Annotated in this window: 14 protein-coding genes; all 14 read right to left on the bottom strand. The window is 47.8% G+C overall.

The window, feature by feature from the left end; genetic code table 11:
- Window positions 1-78: 78 nt before the first annotated feature.
- Entirely contained in the window at window positions 79-2,640 is a 2,562-nt protein-coding gene (locus ISALK_RS15310; RefSeq protein WP_306770693.1) for a DNA translocase FtsK, read from the bottom strand.
- Window positions 2,641-2,749: 109 nt separating this feature from the next.
- A complete protein-coding gene (pnp, locus tag ISALK_RS03805; protein ID WP_160719199.1) occupies window positions 2,750-4,843 on the bottom strand; it encodes a polyribonucleotide nucleotidyltransferase in 2,094 nt (697 codons plus the stop codon).
- Between the two features lie 223 nt (window positions 4,844-5,066).
- On the bottom strand, window positions 5,067-5,330 hold the full coding sequence (gene rpsO, locus ISALK_RS03800) for a 30S ribosomal protein S15 (protein WP_160719197.1): 264 nt from the start codon (window positions 5,328-5,330) through the stop codon (window positions 5,067-5,069).
- A gap of 87 nt (window positions 5,331-5,417) precedes the next feature.
- On the bottom strand, window positions 5,418-6,359 hold the full coding sequence (locus ISALK_RS03795) for a bifunctional riboflavin kinase/FAD synthetase (protein WP_160719195.1): 942 nt from the start codon (window positions 6,357-6,359) through the stop codon (window positions 5,418-5,420).
- Between the two features lie 51 nt (window positions 6,360-6,410).
- Entirely contained in the window at window positions 6,411-7,310 is a 900-nt protein-coding gene (gene truB / locus ISALK_RS03790; protein WP_160719193.1) for a tRNA pseudouridine(55) synthase TruB, read from the bottom strand.
- A gap of 14 nt (window positions 7,311-7,324) precedes the next feature.
- Window positions 7,325-8,296, bottom strand: a complete 972-nt coding sequence (locus ISALK_RS03785) for a DHH family phosphoesterase (protein ID WP_160719191.1) — start codon at window positions 8,294-8,296, stop codon at window positions 7,325-7,327.
- The gene (gene rbfA / locus ISALK_RS03780) at window positions 8,286-8,696 is read right to left on the bottom strand and encodes a 30S ribosome-binding factor RbfA (RefSeq protein WP_160719189.1); all 411 of its coding nucleotides are present in this window, start codon (window positions 8,694-8,696) and stop codon (window positions 8,286-8,288) included. Before rbfA ends, ISALK_RS03785 begins: the two co-directional genes overlap by 11 nt.
- 31 nt (window positions 8,697-8,727) lie before the next feature.
- A complete protein-coding gene (infB, locus tag ISALK_RS03775; protein ID WP_160719187.1) occupies window positions 8,728-10,836 on the bottom strand; it encodes a translation initiation factor IF-2 in 2,109 nt (702 codons plus the stop codon).
- A 24-nt stretch (window positions 10,837-10,860) separates the two neighbouring features.
- Window positions 10,861-11,175 carry a L7Ae/L30e/S12e/Gadd45 family ribosomal protein gene (locus ISALK_RS03770; protein ID WP_160719185.1) on the bottom strand — a complete coding sequence of 105 codons (315 nt, stop codon included), beginning with the start codon at window positions 11,173-11,175 and terminating at the stop codon, window positions 10,861-10,863.
- Window positions 11,165-11,437, bottom strand: coding sequence for an RNase P modulator RnpM (gene rnpM / locus ISALK_RS03765; RefSeq protein WP_160719183.1), 273 nt, complete (start codon window positions 11,435-11,437; stop codon window positions 11,165-11,167). Before rnpM ends, ISALK_RS03770 begins: the two co-directional genes overlap by 11 nt.
- A gap of 11 nt (window positions 11,438-11,448) precedes the next feature.
- The gene (gene nusA / locus ISALK_RS03760; RefSeq protein ID WP_160719181.1) at window positions 11,449-12,696 is read right to left on the bottom strand and encodes a transcription termination factor NusA; all 1,248 of its coding nucleotides are present in this window, start codon (window positions 12,694-12,696) and stop codon (window positions 11,449-11,451) included.
- A 12-nt stretch (window positions 12,697-12,708) separates the two neighbouring features.
- Window positions 12,709-13,170 carry a ribosome maturation factor RimP gene (gene rimP, locus ISALK_RS03755; protein ID WP_160719179.1) on the bottom strand — a complete coding sequence of 154 codons (462 nt, stop codon included), beginning with the start codon at window positions 13,168-13,170 and terminating at the stop codon, window positions 12,709-12,711.
- A 306-nt stretch (window positions 13,171-13,476) separates the two neighbouring features.
- Window positions 13,477-17,778 carry a PolC-type DNA polymerase III gene (locus tag ISALK_RS03750; RefSeq protein ID WP_160719177.1) on the bottom strand — a complete coding sequence of 1,434 codons (4,302 nt, stop codon included), beginning with the start codon at window positions 17,776-17,778 and terminating at the stop codon, window positions 13,477-13,479.
- 18 nt (window positions 17,779-17,796) lie between these two features.
- Window positions 17,797-18,843 carry a flavodoxin-dependent (E)-4-hydroxy-3-methylbut-2-enyl-diphosphate synthase gene (ispG, locus tag ISALK_RS03745; RefSeq protein ID WP_160719175.1) on the bottom strand — a complete coding sequence of 349 codons (1,047 nt, stop codon included), beginning with the start codon at window positions 18,841-18,843 and terminating at the stop codon, window positions 17,797-17,799.
- Between the last annotated feature and the right edge of the window lie 42 nt (window positions 18,844-18,885).

Raw genomic sequence — 18,885 nt, 5'->3', positions numbered from 1 at the left:
CTTTCCCTAACTACTTTCTTTCCCTAACTAAAATTCAGTTTATCATATTTTAATCTTTTTGTGATAAAAAGTATGAAATTATTCCGGTTTCTTTTGCTCCTCTTGGGGGGAGTCCTCCGCCTTCTCTTCCTGATTGGCTTCCTGGAGTTGCTCCGCTTCCTTGGAGACCATCACCCGCCGAGGTTTGGACCCTTCATGGGGACCCACCACGCCCCCTTCTTCTAAGGCGTCGATCAACCTTGCGGCGCGATTGTAACCGATTTTAAACTTTCGCTGGAGCATGGAAACCGAGGCCTGTTCCCGTTCAATAACCAACTCCCGGGCGTCACGGTACAGGGCATCTTCCGGTTCTTCCTTGGGCGTTTCCTCCACTTCGATTTCCTCCAGAAGGGACAGTTGATACTCCGGCTCCTCGTCGGTTTTCCCTTTCAAAAAGGAGACCACTTTTTCCACTTCATTTTCTTCTACAAAGGATCCTTGCAGTCGCTGGGGCTTATTAGCACCGATGGGCTGAAAGAGCATATCCCCTTTCCCCAGCAGCTTTTCCGCCCCTCCGGTGTCGATAATGGTTCTGGAATCCACCTGGGAGGCTACCGAGAAGGCAATTCTCGAGGGAATGTTGGCCTTAATCACTCCGGTAATAACATTGACGGAGGGGCGCTGGGTGGCGATGATTAAATGAATTCCCGCGGCTCTGGCCATCTGGGCAATTCGACAGATCTTATCCTCCACTTCCCCCGGGGCCACCAGCATTAGGTCCGCCAGTTCGTCAATAATAATCACGATATAGGGCAGTTTATCCTGAGGGAACTTTTCATTGTAGCCGGCAATGTCCTTCACTCCGTTTTCCGCAAACTGCTCATAGCGTTTGGTCATTTCATCCACAGCCCAGCTAAGGGCGGTGGTGGCCTTTTTCGGGTCGGTCACCACGGGGATCAGCAGGTGGGGAATCCCGTTGTATTGATTGAGCTCTACCACCTTGGGATCCACTAAAATCAGCTTCACTTCCTCGGGCTTGGCCCCGTAGAGAATACTTAAAATCAAGGTATTGATGCACACACTCTTTCCCGAGCCCGTAGCGCCGGCAATCAGTAAATGGGGCATTTTCGAGATGTCTCCCATGATGGGAGCGCCGGACACATTTTTCCCCAGGGCAAAGGGGATTTTTTCCTTTCCCCTTCGAAAAGCATCGGATTCCAAGAGTTCTCGAAGATCCACCATGGAGGTTTCCTCGTTGGGGATTTCGATGCCGATGGCGGCTTTTCCGGGAATCGGGGCTTCGATCCGAATGGCGGAGGCCGCCATATTCAACGCAATATCGTCACTTAAATTTACCACCTTCGATACCTTCACCCCGGTCTCCGGTTGGAGTTCATACCGGGTGATGGAAGGACCCTTGCTGAAGTGCACCACCTTGGCGCTAACCCCGAAATTCTTCAGGGTATCCTCTAAAACCTTGGCTTTTTCATGCATATGCTTGCGGTCGGAATTTCTTTCCTTTTTTGCCCGACGGGTTAAGAGGTCGGTTCCCGGGAATTGATAGGGCTTTTCCTCGGAGGTAAAATCAATGTTTTCAAACGCCTCCATCCCCTGTTTTTCTCCGGTATTCACCGGGGGCTTGGGATCGATGGAAAGCTGTCCCGGCAAGGGGTCCTGGGCATTTCCCCCGGGGGAGGTTCCATCTCCCGGGACGGTTCGGTCCCCCGGGGAAGCTTCTCCGGAATTTTTCCCATGGGACTGATAGTATTCCGGGCTGAAGGCTTCCGGAGGAAGCCCTTTTTGCACCTTTTGTTCCGAGGGGTCCCTTTCTTCCAAGGGGTCTTTTTGTTCCGAGGGGTTCCCTGGTTCCCCGGTTTCAACTTCCCCGGTTTCATGTTGATCCTCCGGGGATATGCCCACGGCCTCAGAAGGATTCTTAAAGGAAGGCTGCTTTTTTTTCGAGGCTTTTTCTTCCCCTTCTTTGGCTGCCAGGGCCTTCGCTTCCATGGCCTTTTTTTTCTTTTCCTCCTTCAAATGCCTTCGATTCTTCGATCGCACCTTTTGGGATTCCCACTGTTCTTTAATAAACTTTTGCAGTTGGTCAAACCATTTTTTCAGGTATTGATAAATGGATATTTTCGTATATACAATGAATCCGATCAACACCCCGCTGAGGGTGATAATAAACGTTCCCCAATACCCAAAGAGACTCACGAGGTAGTAAGTGATCACCATGCCTAAAAAACCACTGCCTTCCCCTTCCGCTCCCAGGGTAAAATAATTACTGAAACGGTCAAAAGTATTATGATCCGGATAGCGCAGGGAATAATCCAACAGCAGACTCTGCTCCAGTAAGGAGCTAAAAATCAACATCGCCACCACAACCCCACCGAAAAACCATAGATTCCGACCTTCCTTCAGCAGCTCTTCCTTAGCGATGGATATAAAGCCCAGGGCAATAAACAGGAAGGGGAGAATCCGGGCGGTTCCCCCGAGAAGCCCCCGAAGGCAAAAATTTATCCCGTTTCCCACGGCCCCGCCTCCTAAATCCATGATGGCCACTAAGAGCAGAAGGCCTGCGGCGATAAAAGCAATTCCCAATATTTCATTATAATAACGCTGTTTTGATGAACTTTTTCGTTTTTTTCCTTTACCCGCCATTTTCTTCACCTCATCTTCATCTTCGCTTATGTACGAGAAAAAAACATAAACCACAGGGTTTATGCTTTATTCTTGTGTGCTTTAGTTTTGCGTAATTTTTAACTGCTTGTTATTTTTTCAGTAGGGCTTTTCGGGATAAACTAACTTTCCCGCCTTTATCAATATCAATCACTTTTACTTCCATCTCCTGGCCTTCTTTTAAGACGTCCTCCACTTTATTAACCCGTTCATGGGCAATATTGGATACGTGCAGCAGTCCTTCCTTGCCGGGAAGAATTTCCATAAAGGCGCCGAAATTGGTAATCTTTACGACTTTACCCTGATAGGTCTCTCCGATTTCCGGATCTTTAATGATGTTTTCGATGATTTGCATCGCTTCTTTACCGGATTCTCCGTCCTCTGCGGCAATGAAAATGCTTCCGTCATCTTCGATGTCAATCTTTACACCGGTATCGTCAATAATTTTATTGATGACTTTACCACCGGCTCCAATGACCTCCCGGATTTTATCGGGATGGATCTTCATTTGCAGAATTCTTGGGGCATAGGGCGATAATTCCGGTCGAGGTTCGGAGATAACTTTACGCATCTCACCTAGGATATGCAGTCGACCGATTCTTGCCTGTTCCAAGGCTTCTTGCAGGACTTCTTTACTGATGCCCGCAATTTTCATATCCATTTGCATGGCGGTGATTCCGTCATCGGTTCCTGCAACTTTAAAGTCCATATCCCCAAGGAAGTCTTCCATTCCTTGAATATCGGAAAGGATGGCAATTTTATCGTCTTCCCGCATGGCTCCCATGGCGATTCCCGCCACCATTTTCTTAAGAGGCACACCGGCGTCCAGTAAGGACAGGGTGCTTCCGCAAACACTGGCCTGAGATGTGGAACCGTTAGAGGCCACAACTTCCGATACCAGTCGAAGGGTATAGGGGAATTCCTCTTTGGAAGGAATCATGGGCTCAAGAGCCCGACTGGCCAAGGCACCGTGACCGATTTCCCGTCGTCCCGGTCCTCGCATAAATCCGGTCTCACCCACACTGTAAGGAGGGAAATTGTAGTGGTGCATGTATCGTCTCGATTCTTCCAGTCCCAGTCCGTCAATGATTTGTACTTCTCCTACGGCACCGAGGGTAGCTGTGGTCAGCACCTGGGTCTGTCCTCTTGTAAAGAGGCCGGAACCGTGGGTCTTGGGAAGAACCCCTACATCACTGGTAATCGGTCGAATTTCATCGGTTTTCCGGTCATCGGGACGGGTGTTTTCATGAACGATCATCTGTCGAAGATGGTGCTTTTCGATCTCTTTACAGATGCCGCCGACGTCTTTTTTGATCTGCTTCAGGTTTTCGTCCTCTTTGTACTGCTCTTCAAAGTGGGCGATGATTTCTTCCTTCGCTTCACTGATTTTATCCATTCGCTCCTGCTTATCGAAGGTTTTAATGGCGTTTTTGATCTTTTCTCCACCGAAGGCTTCTACGGCTTTTCGCAGTTCATCGTCAATTTGGGGAACCTTTGGTACCATTTTCTCCTTGCCGATTTTTTCCACGATTCCATCCACAAAGCTTACGATTTTTTTGATCTCTTCATGGGCATAGAGGATGGCGTCCAGCATGGTATCTTCCGGGGCTTCCTTGGCTCCGGCTTCCAGCATTAACACCGCATCCCGGGTTCCCGCCACCGTAAGGTCGATCAGACTCTCTTCCAATTGGATTTCACTGGGGTTTACCACGTATTCTCCGTCGATCATTCCCAGTTTCACACCGCCGATGGGGCCGTCAAAGGGAATATCGGAAGTGGATAGGGCCACGGAAGTACCGATCATCGCGGCAATTTCCGGTGAGCATTCCTGGTCCACGGACATAACCGTTGCCACCACTTGCACACTGTTTCTGTAGCCGTCGGGGAATAAGGGGCGGATCGGCCGGTCAATTAGACGACAGGTTAAAACCGCATTTTCCGTCGGTCGTCCTTCTCTTTTAATAAATCCTCCGGGGATTTTACCCACGGCATACAGTCGCTCTTCATAGTCCACGCTTAAGGGGAAAAAATCCATTCCCTCCCGGGGTTCCTTTGAAGCTGTTGCAGTTACCAGCACCGAAGTCTCTCCATATTTTACTAAGCAGGATCCGTTGGCTAGCTGTGCAATTCTTCCGGTTTCAATAACTAGGGGTTTCCCTCCAAGTTCCATTTCAAAAATTTCCATAAAATTATCGTGCTCCTCTCTCTTCTCTCTTCTTCTCTTCTTCTCTTCCTTTTTCTTCTTGCAACTTTCTTATACTCTATTATTGATTATATCACGAATATTCTCTTTTTTTAAGACTTTTGCACCGGGAAAAGAACACTCGATATAATAAAGGCTGATTATATTCCATTTAAAAAAACTTTCCTATATTCAATAATAGAGCGGGTGGATACCCGCTCTTTTATTATTTTCTTAAGTTCAGTTTTTTGATGATATCTCGATACTTCTCGATATCTTGCTTTCGTAAGTAGTTTAAAAGATTTCTTCTCTTACCTACCATTTTTAAAAGCCCTCTTCTTGAGTGATGGTCTTTTTTGTGAGTTTTAAGGTGTTCGTTTAAGTGATTGATTCTTTCGGTCAATAGTGCGATTTGCACCTCTGAAGAACCGGTGTCACTTTCGTGTACCTTATAGCTGTCAATGATGTTGTTTTTTTGCTCTTTATCCATGTTTACTATACCTCCTAGTTTTTTACCCCCCAATCTAAGTAGTCGCCGGAGTTGTCGAGTTACCGAGAACGGGTTGTATTGATTCATTTAATAGTTTATCATATCAATCTTGGAATGTAAATGTTGTTTTGCCTCTTTTGCATCTTTTTCGATTTGACGACGGAGAGCCTCGGGGGTTTCATAGGAAATCTGTCCCCGAATATACTTTACAAAAATCGTCTCCACGGTGCGGGAATAAAGATTCCCTTCATAATCCATAAAAAAAGACTCGACTTCCGCGGACCGGTCATTGAACTTCGGCTGATGCCCAACCGAGGTCACGCTGGGATAGATTTTGTCATCCACCCTGGAGAAGGTGGCGTACACCCCGCTTTTCGGTAAAATCTGATTGCTGTCGATTTTAATATTCGCCGTGGGAAAACCTAAGGTGGTGCCCAGCCCCTTGCCTCGGATTACCGGTCCTCGAATGGCGTAGTATCTTCCTAAATATTTTTCCATTACCGCCACTTCTCCCTTTTCAATTAACCCGCGGATTTTCGAACTGCTGATTTTTTCCTCTTCAAAGTTATAAGGATGAATAGTACACACCTCAAAACCATGAATTTTTCCCAAGGTTTTCAGCATTTCAGGATTCCCCCGGGCTTTTTTCCCGAAGCGGTAATCAAAGCCCACCACAATCAATTTGCTTTTCAGCTGTTTTACCAGCACCTCGGTGATAAAAACCTCGGGCTCCATGTTTTTTATTTCATCGTTAAAGGGACTGAGAATCAACTCTTTGATCCCTTCCGCGGCAAAAAGCTCCGCTTTTTTCTGAAGGCTGGTAATCTCTTTCAGGGTGGCCTCCCCCTGATGTCTTCGGGGATGATTTAAAAAGGTATAGACACTGGGACAAAGCTCCCGCTTTTGAGATTCCCTCCGAACCGCCTTCAGCAGCTGCTGATGTCCTAAATGGACCCCGTCAAAGTTTCCCAGAGCGATGCCCCGATAGGCTTGGGATTGATAGGATTTATCTAATTTTAATATATTCATAAGAATCCCTCATTTTCTTTACCATACTCTTTTGGGTGAAAGCCCCGAGGGTTAAAGAATCACCTTTACAAACTTCATTTTCAAGGAGCTTTCTTCCCGGATAATCTCTCCGATACCGATAAACCGTTGATCCAGGTAGATCCGGTACTGGGGTTTTTCCCGGCAGTCCCGGGGTTCGGGAAACTTTTCAGGGTCCAGGGGCATTTTGTTTCCATTCAAAGCCAATTTCTCCCGGCCTTTTTCCACTTGGTATTTCGGATAATCCTTTAAAGGATAATCCACAGGAAATAACCGCTCCTTGATTTCTTCCTTTTCCATTTGTAAAAGATCCTCTAATAAAATCCCCTGTTCTATGGTAAAGGGCCCGGATACGGTTCTTTCCAGGGCCGCCATTACCCCGCCGGTTTTCAGTTTTTCTCCAATGTCATGGCATAGGGTGCGAATATAGGTACCCTTGGAGCAGACCACCTCCAGGGAAAAATCCCGCTCCCCGAAATCAAGAAGTTCCAGTTTTTTTAACTCCACCGGACGCTTATCCCGGGGGACCTCAATGCCTTCCCGGGCATATTCATAGAGTTTTTTCCCTCCAACCTTTAAGGCGGAGTACATCGGCGGCAGCTGATCATACCCCGGCGAAAAATGTGTAAGGGCCTTTTCAACGTCCTCTTTTGTTACCCTTACGGGTTTCTCTGCCAGCACCTTCCCGTCGAGATCCTGGGTGTCGGTTACCATCCCCAGGCGACAGGTGGTGCGGTAGGCTTTTTCCTTTTCCAAAAGAAACCGGGAGATTTTCGTAGCCTGACCGACGCAAATCGGAAGAACTCCCGAAGCATTGGGATCCAAGGTTCCTGTATGTCCCACTTTTTTGATCCCCAGTTTTTTTCGAACTTTATATACCACATCATGGGAGGTCATCCCCGTGGGTTTTATGATATTCAATATGCCGTTCATCGGACTTCCTCCCTTTACTTCAGTAATTCTTCCAAGGCTTTTTTCACAGATGTTTCCGTTTCCTCTAAATCGGTTTTCACCGTGGCCCCGGCGGCTTTTTCATGGCCGCCGCCCCCGAAGGACCTGGCCAGGCTGTCTACCCGGTATTCTCCCTTAGAGCGAAAACCGATTTTGGTACCGCCGTTTTCCATTTCCTTTAAGACCACGGAGATTTCCACCCCGGCAATATCCCGGGTAAAATCAATGAGCTCATCCAGGCTTTGAATGTCCAGATCGTGGTTTTTCAGGGTTTGTTGACTTAGGCTGGAAAGGGTTACCCGGCCCTCAAAAAGAGGGGTCAGATCCTTTAACACTTCCCCTAGAAGTTTAACCTCCCGAAGGTTTCGGCTTTGGAACACCTCCCGGTAAATCCGGTCCTTGTCCACGCCGGCTTCCAAAAGCTCCGCACAGGCCCGAAGGGTTCCCGGGGCGGTGTTGTCGTACATAAAACTCCCAGTATCCGTTACGATGCCCGTATAAAGCGCCGTGGCCACCGAGTGATTCAGGGGAAGTTTCAGTTTGCGGATCAATTCCAGCACCAGTTCACAGGTGGAGGAAATCTCGGTATTCACCCAGTTGATATGACCAAAGTCGGGGTTTTTCATATGGTGGTCCATGTTGATGATGACCTTTCCCTCGTTAAGAATCCCTTCGCTGTAATCCAGCCTTGAGGCTTGACCGCAGTCCAGGACAAATACCAGGTCCATTCCCTCTCCCATTCCTTTTTTATACATCCGGTAAGGGTTTTTCTCCGCCAGAAATTCATATCGTTCAGGGATTTTATCATTGATAAACAGGGTTACCTCTTTGCCGGTTTCCATCAAGGCCTGCCCCAGCCCGGCTACGGAACCGAGACTGTCTCCGTCCGGACTTTTATGGGAAATCAGGGCGATGGTCTTTGCCTTTTCTATGGCCTGTTGAATCTCTCGTTGAATGTTACTGATCATGGGGTTCTCCCGGGGATGCTTCTTCGGAAGGATTCTCCGTGTTTCGCGCTTCTTCCTTCTCCCGTACCTCATTGATCTTTTGATGCATTTTAACCCCCTGCTCAATGGATTCATCCATTTTTATCAGGATCTCCGGAGTAAAGTGGGAGCTGATTCTTTTTCCCACTTCTTTTCTAAGAAGCCCTTTGGCATGATTTAAGGCTTCGATGGTGCCTTTTTTCTCCTCTTCCGTTCCCAGGACACTGATAAACAGTGTGGCGTACCGAAGATCTCCGGTGACGTCCACTTCCGTAACGGAAGTGATCGGTGCTATTCTGGGATCCCGCAGTTCATCCCGGATAACTTTACTGGTGATTTTTTTAATCTCTTCACTGAGCCGTTGTTCTCTTGAATAAGCCATTTTCATCTTCCTCTCTGCTTCGGCTTTTCCTTTACTTCTTTAACTTTCGCTCCACTTCCTGGATCTCATAGGCTTCGATGATGTCCCCTTCTTTGACATCGTTGAAGTTCTCAATGCCCACTCCACATTCAAAGCCTTTGACCACTTCTTTGGCATCGTCCTTGAATCGTTTTAAGGAGTCGATTTCCCCTTCATGAACCACAATACCGTCACGAACCAGTCGGATTTTGGCATTCCGGGTAATTTTCCCTTCCAGTACATAGCAACCGGCAATCATACCGGCATTGGGAACTTTAAAGGTAGCCCGTACTTCCACTTTCCCAAGGTCCACTTCTTTGAATTCCGGATCCAGCATTCCTTCCATGGCATTTTCGATATCCTCAATGGCCTGGTAAATAATTCGGTAGGTTCTCAGATCCACTTCCTCTTTTTTCGCGATGGCTGTCGCCGAGGAGGTAGGCCGAACATTGAATCCGATGATGATGGCATTGGAGGCGGAGGCCAACATTACGTCGGTTTCCGTAATGGCTCCCACGCCGCCGTGGATCGGCTTAATGACCACTTCTTCATTGGTCAGCTTGCTTAAGGATTGTTTCACCGCCTCAACGGATCCCTGTACATCGGCTTTCACAATGATGTTTAATTCCTTCAGTTCCCCTTCTTTCATCCGATCGTATAAGTCTTCTAAGGATACCCGCTTATCGGATTTCACTTTATCTAATTTCACCTTGCTTTGCCGTTTTGCTGCGATGTTTCGAGCCATTTTCTCGTCGTCCACCACGATCAGCTTATCGCCGGCCTTGGGTACTTCCGACAGGCCGGTGATTTCCACTGCTGTGGCAGGGCCCGCTTTTTTCAGACGTTTCCCGGAATCGTTGATCATGGCTCGTACTTTTCCTGAAGCCAGGCCTACAACCACATTGTCGCCGATATTCAAGGTCCCATTTTTCACCAGTACGGTGGCCACGGCCCCCCGTCCTTTATCCAGGTTGGCTTCAACAACAATGCCTAAGGCTTTTCGGTTGGGATTCGCTTTTAGCTCTTCCATCTCCGCAACCAGTAAAATCGTCTCTAAGAGCTGGTCGATTCCCGACCCTTCAATAGCGGAAACTTCTACGGCAATCACATCGCCGCCCCAATCCTCTATAACTACATTATGTTCCGTCAGTTCCTGCTTTACCCGATCGGCGTTAGCTCCCGGTTTATCAATTTTATTAATAGCAACGATCATTGGAATTTCCGCAGCTCTTGCGTGGTTAATCGCTTCAATGGTTTGAGGCATAACCCCGTCATCGGCGGCCACAACTAATATGGCGATATCCGTCGCCTTGGCCCCTCTAGCCCGCATGGAGGTAAAGGCTTCATGTCCCGGCGTATCCAGGAAAACGATTTTTTGATCGTTAATGGCAATCTCGGAAGCACCGATATGCTGGGTAATCCCTCCGGCTTCCGTATCCACATGCTTGGTCTTTCGAATGGCGTCGAGCAAGGTGGTTTTTCCATGGTCTACATGGCCCATAACGCTGATTACGGGAGATCGGAATTCCAGGTCCTTAGGATCATCCTCTTCGATTTCAAAATCCAACAGTTCTTCCGGATCTTCCACTTTTTCTTCTTCGCTTTCCTTTAAGCTTACTTCTATGCCGTATTCCTCGGCGATTAACTCTGCGGTTTCAAAATCAATCTCCTGATTGATGGCCGCCATGATTCCTAACTGTACCAGTTTTCCGATGATTTCATTAGGGTTTTTGTCCAGTTTCTCTGCTAAATCCTTTACGATGATCTTCTCTTCTAATTCTATTATGTCATCCACCTCATTCTTTCCTTCGCTTTTGTCTTCGGTCTTCTCTTTTTTCTGTTGGGTTTCCTGATGTCGTTGTTTCTTTTGTTCTTTTTTGGAAAGCTTTTTCTTCTTCGCCTTCTTATTGGTTTTTTTCGGTTCCTCCGGCTTTTTTTCCTCTTCCTTTTTCGGAGTTTCCTCGGGCTTGGCAAAAAGCTCTTCAATGATGTTAACTTCCTCTTCTTCCAAACTGCTCATATGGGAGTTAACCTCAATGGAAAGCTCTTCTAATTTTGAGATGAGCTCCTTGGAACTCATATCCAATTTTTTTGCTAATTCGTACACTCTGATCTTTGACAAATCAAACACCCCCTATATTTTAGGCTAGTGACTGCAATCGATCATCTCCAGCATTTTCTTTGCAAAATTGGGATCTACAATCCCTATAACAGCCCTAGTTTTTTTCCCGATGGCATGCCCCAAAACCTCTTTTTCAAAGAGGATTCGATGGGGAATGTCTCGATAACTGCTTTTATCCGTGAATTTCTTTTTCGTCCCCTGGGAAGCATCTTCCGCGATAAGGACCAGCTGCACTTTTTGACTTTTAATGGCGGCAAGGACCCCTTCTTCTCCCGAGACCACTTGCCCGGCCCGCATGGCCAGGCCTAAAAGCCCCAGTACTTTTGGGTTATGTTTCATCGGCAGGGATCTCCTCTAACAGCTTATTGTATACTTCCTTGGGTACCTGGCACTTAAAGGAACGGTTCAGCCCCCGGTTTTCGATAGCCTTTTCCAAACAGGCTTTTTTCGAACAGATGTAGGCCCCTCTTCCGTGGGCTCTTCCTGTGGTATCCAGGGAGATTTCTCCCTCTTTGTTTCGAACCACCCGCACAAGCTCTCGCTTGTCCTTTAATTCTCCGCATCCGATACATTTTCTAAGGGGAGTTTTTCGATTCTTCATGGAATCACCTCTTATTCTTTTTCTTCCGGGTCTTGCTCCGCTGTTTCTTCGTCGGTCTCCGTGGATTCCCCGGGTAAATCTCCCAGGTCCTCTTCAATTCCCACGTCTTCGGTTACCAGGTTTTCTTCTTCGATCAGGTTTTCTTCCGCAACTGCGGTTTCCGAGGCTTCCACCTCTTCACCGATCTCCAGGCTTTCCTCTTCTCCAAAGAAGGGAGATCCCGCTTCTTTATGCTGAGATTCGGACTTTATATCAATCTTCCATCCCGTAAGCTTAGCAGCAAGCCGGGCATTTTGCCCTTCCTTACCGATGGCCAGGGACAGTTGATAATCGGGAACAATGACTCTTGCGGCTTTGTCCTTTTCACTGGTCATGACCTTTACAACCTTTGAAGGACTGAGGGCCGCGGTGATGAATTCCTTGGGATCTTCACTGTATTTTATAATGTCCATTTTTTCTCCGTTGAGTTCTTCCACAATCCGCTGTACACGGCTACCTTTATGACCTACACAGGCTCCTACCGGGTCCACGTTTTCATCCATGGTGTTTACCGCCAGTTTGGAACGGTAACCCGCTTCCCGGGAAATCCCCAAAACTTCCACCACACCGTCATGAATTTCCGGTACTTCCAACTCAAATAACCGCTTCACTAAACCGGGATGGCTTCTTGAAAGAAGAATTTGAGGGCCTTTGGTGGTTCTTTTCACTTCCAGAATGTAGGCTTTGATCCGTTGGTTATGAATATACTCCTCCGTGGGTACCTGTTCGTTGGGCTCTAAGATTCCTTCAGTTTTTCCCAGGTCCACAAACACCATCCCTTTGGATACTCTTGAAATGGTTCCGGTAATAATATCGGAAGCCCGGTTGACATACTCTTCGTATACCACACCCCGCTCCGCTTCCCGAATACGCTGTACCACCACCTGTTTTGCGGTTTGGGCGGCAATCCGTCCGAAGTTCCTCGGGGTTACTTCCTCTTCCACCACATCCCCGATTTCATAATTGGGATGTTTCGTTTTGGCTTCTTCTAAAGAGATTTCCTGGGTGTCGTCCTCTACTACTTCCACCACCTCTTTTTGAGAATACACCTGGATTTCTCCGGTTTCCTCTTCAATGTTTACACGGACATTCTGCGAAGAACCGAAATTTCTTTTGTAACTGGATATTAATGCTGCTTCGATGGCTTCTAACAATATCTCCTTAGAAACCCCTTTTTCCCGTTGAATTTCTTCAAGGGCGTTGATAAATTCCAACTTCATCCTTCTACCCCCTTATAATTTCACTGCAAGTTTTGCACCGGCAATCTTCTCTTTTGGTATTTTGACAATGTCTCCCTTGTCTAGGGAAATCTCTACGGTGTTATGATTCAGTCCCAGTAGTTCTCCTTCGTAGACCTTTTCTCCGTTGATGGATTCATACAGTTTCACTTCAATATTCTCTCCGGTAAAACGGTGATAATCCTCGTCTTTCTTTAAGGGCCGGTCCAGACCGGGAGAGGAAATCTCCAAAAAGTAGGCTTCGTCGATAAAATTCTCTTTGTCCAAAGGCTCGCTGACACTTTCACTGATGGTTTGACAGTCTTCCAGGGTGATGCCCCCCTCTTTGTCCATATAGATCCTAAGGTATCGATGGGGCCCTTCTTTCACATATTCCACATCCACTAATTCGAAGACTTCATCCACGGCTGAGAGCACCAAGGATTCCACCCGCTGTTCCACTTCTTTTCTTTTCAAATTTCCGTGCCTCCTTTATACTTTCCTATCTATTTTAATTGTTATTATGCCACTATCACCAAATATGAAATTTGGGATACCTACTTACTGAGAACAATGTAAGCGACTATCACCAAATCACAGATTTGGGATATCTGCTTATGGGTAGTAAAACTAAGTATCTACCACGAAATTAAAAATTTCGGCTATCTACTTATATAAATAGCAAAGAGTGGGTATGTTTCTCCCACTCTTCGACGGTAAAGTCCTCTGATTACAAATAGTATATCATAATCCCCTATTTTGCACAAGCTAAAATAGGGATGACTAAAACAGGGATAATTGATTGGTTTCAGGGAGATCCAGTATGCAGCGGTTTTCCTTTAAGGCTTCAATCACGGTTTTGGAAACCTTGGTCTTTTGCACCAGATCCTGGACGGATAAAAACTCTCCCTGCTTTCTTCCCGCCACAATATTTTTCGCGGCGTTCTCCCCGACTCCCTGCAGGGATTTCAGGGGCGGCAGGAGTTTGCCCTCAAGGACCTGAAATCGATCGGAATCGGACTTGTAAAGATCCACAGGCAGTAGCTCGATTCCCCGAAGGTACATCTCCAGGGAAACCTCCAGTACGGTGAGCAGGTTTTTCTCCTTGGCCGTGGCGTCGTTGCCCATACTTTCAATTTCCTTGATCCGTTCCTTCATGGCCTCCACCCCTTTGACCACCAGCCCTGCATCAAAATCCTCGGCTTTCGTGGTAAAGTAGGTGGCGTAGAAGGCTTCAGGATGGTACACCTTATAGCAGGCAATTCGAAAGGACATCATCACATAGGCCGCCGCATGGGCCTTCGGAAACATGTACTTGATCTTTTTACAGGAGTCGATGTACCAGTCGGGTACCTGATTTTCCACCATGGTAGCCTCTTCCTCCTCGGTAATTCCTTTGCCCTTACGGACCTTTTCCATAATCTTAAAGGAAAGCTTTGAAGGCAGTCCCTTCAGGATCAGATAGTTCATAATGTCATCCCGGGTGGAGATTACATCCTTCAGTTCCACCACTTCCTTACGAACCAGATCCTGGGCGTTATTGAGCCATACGTCGGTCCCGTGGGACAGTCCACTGATCCGGACCAGTTCTCCGAAGGTGGTGGGCTGAGTATCCACCAGCATCTGCCGTACGAATTTCGTTCCGAACTCGGGAATCCCTAAGGTCCCTACAGGGCACCCCAGCTCCTTGGGATCCACACCGATTTCCTTGGTGCCGGTAAAAAGGCTCAGAACCTTGGCCTCATCCAGGGGCCATTTCAGGGCGTCGGTGCCGGTTAAATCTTCCAGCATTTTAATTACCGTGGGTCCGTCATGGCCTAGTATATCCAGCTTTAACAGCCGGCCGCTGATGGCGTTGTAATCAAAATGAGTGGTAATGATCCCGGATTTGGAATCATTGGCGGGATACTGTATGGGACAGAAATCATGAATGTCCTTATCCCTAGGGACAATCATAACCCCGCCGGGGTGCTGTCCCGAGGTGCGTTTTACCCCGGTGCAGCCGCTTACCAGGCGGTTGATCTCCGCACGGTTGGAGATGATCTCCTTTTCGTCTAAATATTTACGAATAAATCCGTAGGCGGTTTTGTCGGCGATGGTGCCGATGGTCCCCGCCCGAAAAACCTTGCCCTTACCGAAGAGGTCCTCGGTGTATTGATGGGCCACGCTTTGGTATTCTCCGGCGAAGTTCAAATCAATATCCGGCTCCTTGTCTCCCTCAAAACCGAGGAAGACTTCAAAGGGAATATCATGGCCTTCCTTGGTCAGCTCGTGTTCGCACTTCGGACACTGCTTATCCGGCAGGTCAAAGCCCGAGGCGTAGGAGCCGTCGGTGAAAAACTCCGAGTGCTGACAACGGTCGCAGACGTAATGGGGAGGCAGGGGATTGACCTCGGTGATATCGCTCATGGTGGCGGCAAAAGACGACCCTACGGACCCCCGGGACCCTACTAGGTAACCGTCCTCCAGGGATTTGGTCACCAGTTTCTGGGAAATTACATAGAGTACGGCATAACCGTTGGAAATAATCGAATTCAACTCCTGGTCCAGTCGGTTGATCACCAGCTCCGGCACGGGATCCCCGTAAATCCGTTTGGCTTTGTTATAACACATTTCCCTCAGGTTTTCCTCGGAGCCTTCAATCTCCGGAGGAAAGGTTCCTTCCGGTATGGGTTTGATGGCTTCCACGGAATCCGCAATCATTGACGGATTTTCAATGACAATTTCCTTCGCCTTTTCCCCGGGAAGATAGGAAAAGTCTCTAAGCATTTCCTCCGTGGTTTTAAAATGCAGAGGAGGCTGTTTATCGGCGTCGTCAAAGCCCTGCCCGGTCATCAGTACCCTTCGGTAGACCTCGTCCTCTTTGTTTAAAAAGTGCACGTCTCCCGTGGCCACCACCGGTTTATCATGCTTGTCTCCCAAGGCGATGATGCGCTTGTTGATATTCTCCAGCTCTCCCGTGGATCGTAAAAATCCTTTATCCACTAAAAAACGATTGTTCTCCAGGGGCTGGACCTCTAAAAAGTCGTATTCCTTGGCAATTGCCGCCACTTTTTCCGGGGGATCGTTTTTGAGAATGCTTTGGTAGAGCTCTCCGGCCTCGCAGGCGGTCCCTAAAATCAGTCCCTCCCGATGTTTACGAATCAGACTTTTGGGAATCCGGGGCTTTTTATAAAAATAGTCAATATGGGAGGCGGAAACCAGTTGATACAGGTTTTTCAGCCCCTGTAAATTCTTTGCAAGAATGACAATATGGTAGGAGCGGCTCTTTTTAAAATCCACTCTTTTCCCCAGTTGGTCGTTGATAGCCCCCAGGGTCTCAATTCCCTGTTCCTTCATTCGATTCATCAGCTTAATAAATATTTTCCCCGTGGCCTCGGCATCGTCCAGGGCCCGGTGATGATTTTCCAGGGGCACGTCCAGGTGCTTGGCCACTAAATTCAATTTATGCCGTTTTAAGTCCTTTAATAGGACTCTGGACAAAGTCAGGGTGTCGGCTACGGAATTTTCCACGGTTAAACCGAGTTTTTTGGCCTTCCCCCGGACAAATCCCATATCAAAGTCCGCGTTGTGAGCCACCAGGCAGCTGCCCTGGGCAAACTTTAAAAACTCGGGCAGTACCTGGTCGACGGTTCGTTCATGCCGAACCATTTCATTGGTAATCCCCGTAATTTCCGTAATCTTCGGAGAAATGTTTTTTTCGGGATTGACCAGGCTGGAAAAGGTGTCGATGATTTCGCCCCCACGGATTTTCACTCCGGCAATTTCCGTAATCCCGTCATTGTTGCTGGAAAGTCCCGTGGTCTCCAAGTCAAACACCACAAAGTCCTGGTCAAAATGATGGCTCATCTCTCCCGTAACTAAGGGCTCACTGTCATTGACCACGTAGCCCTCCAGTCCGTAAATCACTTTCATATCGTGCTCTTTTGCGGCCCCCATAGCTTCGGGAAAGGCCTGCAAAACTCCGTGGTCGGTTACGGCAATGGCTTTATGGCCCCATTCCTTGGCCCGCTTAACCATTCTGGAGATATTGGTCATGCCGTCCATGGAGGACATCTGGGTATGAAGGTGGAGTTCCACCCGCTTTTCCTTGGACTCGTCTCCCTTGACGATTTTTTTAACCGTGTTGATATCCCAGGCCATTAAAATATTTTCCTTCAGAAATTTATCAAAGACGATGTCTCCCCGAATCCAGAAGGTATCCCCTTTGTTGATGACCTCTTCCGGTACCACGGACATTTTCTTTCCTTCAAAGAATTTTACGGTAATGGAGTTGGAATAGTCCGTGGTCTGTAGGATGTAGACCTTCTTCCCGCTTCGCAGTTCCTTGTATTCAAAATCAAAGACTTCCACATCCACGGTGACCTTATCATGGTGTTCTTCCAAGTCGGAAAGTTTGGTGATTTCCGTGTTTAAGGGAATGGATTTCCCAAGAATCACATTGCCTCCCTTGCCTGCGGGGCCCTTGGCTTTCCCCGAGCTACCGTTGGCTTTTGCTGGTTTTGAAGGTTCCTGGGCATCCAGTTCCTTGGCCAGGCTCTCCTCTTCCACCTTCAGGGTCTGATGATACTCGTTCAGGTTAAACTCCACATTGGGCGCTAATATCTCACAGGTGATCTTTTTACGAAAGGTTTCCAGAAAAAAAGCTTCAATTTTTTTGTTCACCTTCCGCTGCCGAGCCTTGTCAGCGATCAGCCCTTCGTTAATTTTGATACTCAGTTGTTCTCCCGTCAGTTGATAAGACAAGTCCTCCCGTTTTAAAAAATCCTTACAGAAGGGAAGATTTCGTCGTAGGATGAAAAATAAATTCTCCCGGTTCTCCTCCAGGATTTTCTCGAAATCCTGTTCTCCTCCGTCATATTCCAGCTGGAGTTCGATATCCTTTTTCAGGGCCAGCTTTTCCTTCAGTTGATGCAGATATAAAAACAAACTGTCCTCCAGTCCGATTTTTTCACTTCGCAAATGAAGATCCATCTTCCCCTGTTTTCGATGCATCACCACTTTTTGAACCCGGTAGTTAGCAAAGGACGCCTCCCCGGTGATCTGAAATTTTTCAAAGAAGTCTTGTAGTGTGTAGGTCTCCATATTTCCCCTCCCGGTTCTCTAAAGCTTTTCAATCTCCGCTAATAACTGCTCTTCAATTTCCGATTCGGGGATTTTCCGAATAATTTCCCCTTTTCGAAAAAGCAGGGCGCTGCCCTGGCCTCCTGCAATACCGATATCCGCTCCCTTGGCTTCTCCGGGACCGTTCACCGCGCAGCCCATAATCGCTACTTCAATGGGTTTTTCCACATTTTTCAGGGCTTTTTCTACCCGGGTGGCGAGATTAATTAAATCAATATTGCACCGTCCGCAGGTGGGACAGGATATCAAGGTCAATCCGGTTTTCCGTATCCCCGCGGCCTTTAAAATTTCCTTGCCCACTTCCACTTCCTCCGTGGGCTCTCCCGTAAGGGATACCCGAAGGGTGTCTCCAAGACCTTTTAAGAGCATGGCGCCGATCCCCAGGGAGGATTTTATCGTCCCCGCCCATCGGGTTCCCGCCTCGGTAATACCCAGGTGCAGGGGATAATCCACCACTTCGCTGATCTTTTCATAAGCTTCCAGAGTCAGGGCCACGTCGTGGGCCTTTAGGGAGATGACAATGTCCCTAAAATCCATGGCCTCTAAGATTTTTATGTGTTCCACGGCGCTGTCCACCATGGCTTCCGCCGTAATGCCGCCGTGCTTTTCGATGATTTTCTCACTGATGGATCCGGCATTGACGCCGATGCGAATGGGAATGTTTTTCTCCTTGGCTTTTTGTACCACCTGCTGTACCCGGCTTTTGTCCCCGATATTTCCCGGGTTCAGCCGCAGTTTGTCCACCCCTTGTTCCATGGCCTCTAAGGCCAGGCGGTAATCAAAGTGAATGTCCGCCACCAGGGGAATATGAATTTCTTCTTTTATGGCCCCCAGGGCCTTGGCCGCCGCCATATCCGGTACCGCCACCCGAACGATGTCACAGCCTACTTCCTCTAAGGCATGGATCTGGGCCACGGTGGCTCTTACATCCCGGGTATCGGTGGTGGTCATGGATTGTATGGAAATCGGGGCATCTCCACCGATATGAAGATGCCCGCATTGAACCTTTTTCGTTTGTCGTCTCATTGTCTCACCTATTTCCTAAAATATTTCTCCAAGGAATCCTCG

Origin of the sequence: Isachenkonia alkalipeptolytica (assembly GCF_009910325.1) — a bacterium.
GTDB classification, from domain to species: Bacteria; Bacillota; Clostridia; order Peptostreptococcales; family T1SED10-28; genus Isachenkonia; species Isachenkonia alkalipeptolytica.
This window is presented reverse-complemented; position numbering and strand designations above follow the sequence as displayed.

Excerpts from the sequence above, each read along its gene's own strand:
- ISALK_RS15310 (WP_306770693.1), bottom strand. The coding sequence starts at position 2,640 with ATGGCGGGTAAAGGAAAAAAACGAAAAAGTTCATCAAAACAGCGTTAT.
- rbfA (WP_160719189.1), bottom strand. The coding sequence starts at position 8,696 with ATGGCTTATTCAAGAGAACAACGGCTCAGTGAAGAGATTAAAAAAATC.
- ISALK_RS03785 (WP_160719191.1), bottom strand. The coding sequence starts at position 8,296 with ATGATCAGTAACATTCAACGAGAGATTCAACAGGCCATAGAAAAGGCA.
- ISALK_RS03750 (WP_160719177.1), bottom strand. The coding sequence starts at position 17,778 with ATGGAGACCTACACACTACAAGACTTCTTTGAAAAATTTCAGATCACC.
- pnp (WP_160719199.1), bottom strand. The coding sequence starts at position 4,843 with ATGGAAATTTTTGAAATGGAACTTGGAGGGAAACCCCTAGTTATTGAA.
- ISALK_RS03795 (WP_160719195.1), bottom strand. The coding sequence starts at position 6,359 with ATGAATATATTAAAATTAGATAAATCCTATCAATCCCAAGCCTATCGG.
- ispG (WP_160719175.1), bottom strand. The coding sequence starts at position 18,843 with ATGAGACGACAAACGAAAAAGGTTCAATGCGGGCATCTTCATATCGGT.
- ISALK_RS03770 (WP_160719185.1), bottom strand. The coding sequence starts at position 11,175 with ATGAAACATAACCCAAAAGTACTGGGGCTTTTAGGCCTGGCCATGCGG.
- truB (WP_160719193.1), bottom strand. The coding sequence starts at position 7,310 with ATGAACGGCATATTGAATATCATAAAACCCACGGGGATGACCTCCCAT.
- rnpM (WP_160719183.1), bottom strand. The coding sequence starts at position 11,437 with ATGAAGAATCGAAAAACTCCCCTTAGAAAATGTATCGGATGCGGAGAA.
- nusA (WP_160719181.1), bottom strand. The coding sequence starts at position 12,696 with ATGAAGTTGGAATTTATCAACGCCCTTGAAGAAATTCAACGGGAAAAA.
- rpsO (WP_160719197.1), bottom strand. The coding sequence starts at position 5,330 with ATGGATAAAGAGCAAAAAAACAACATCATTGACAGCTATAAGGTACAC.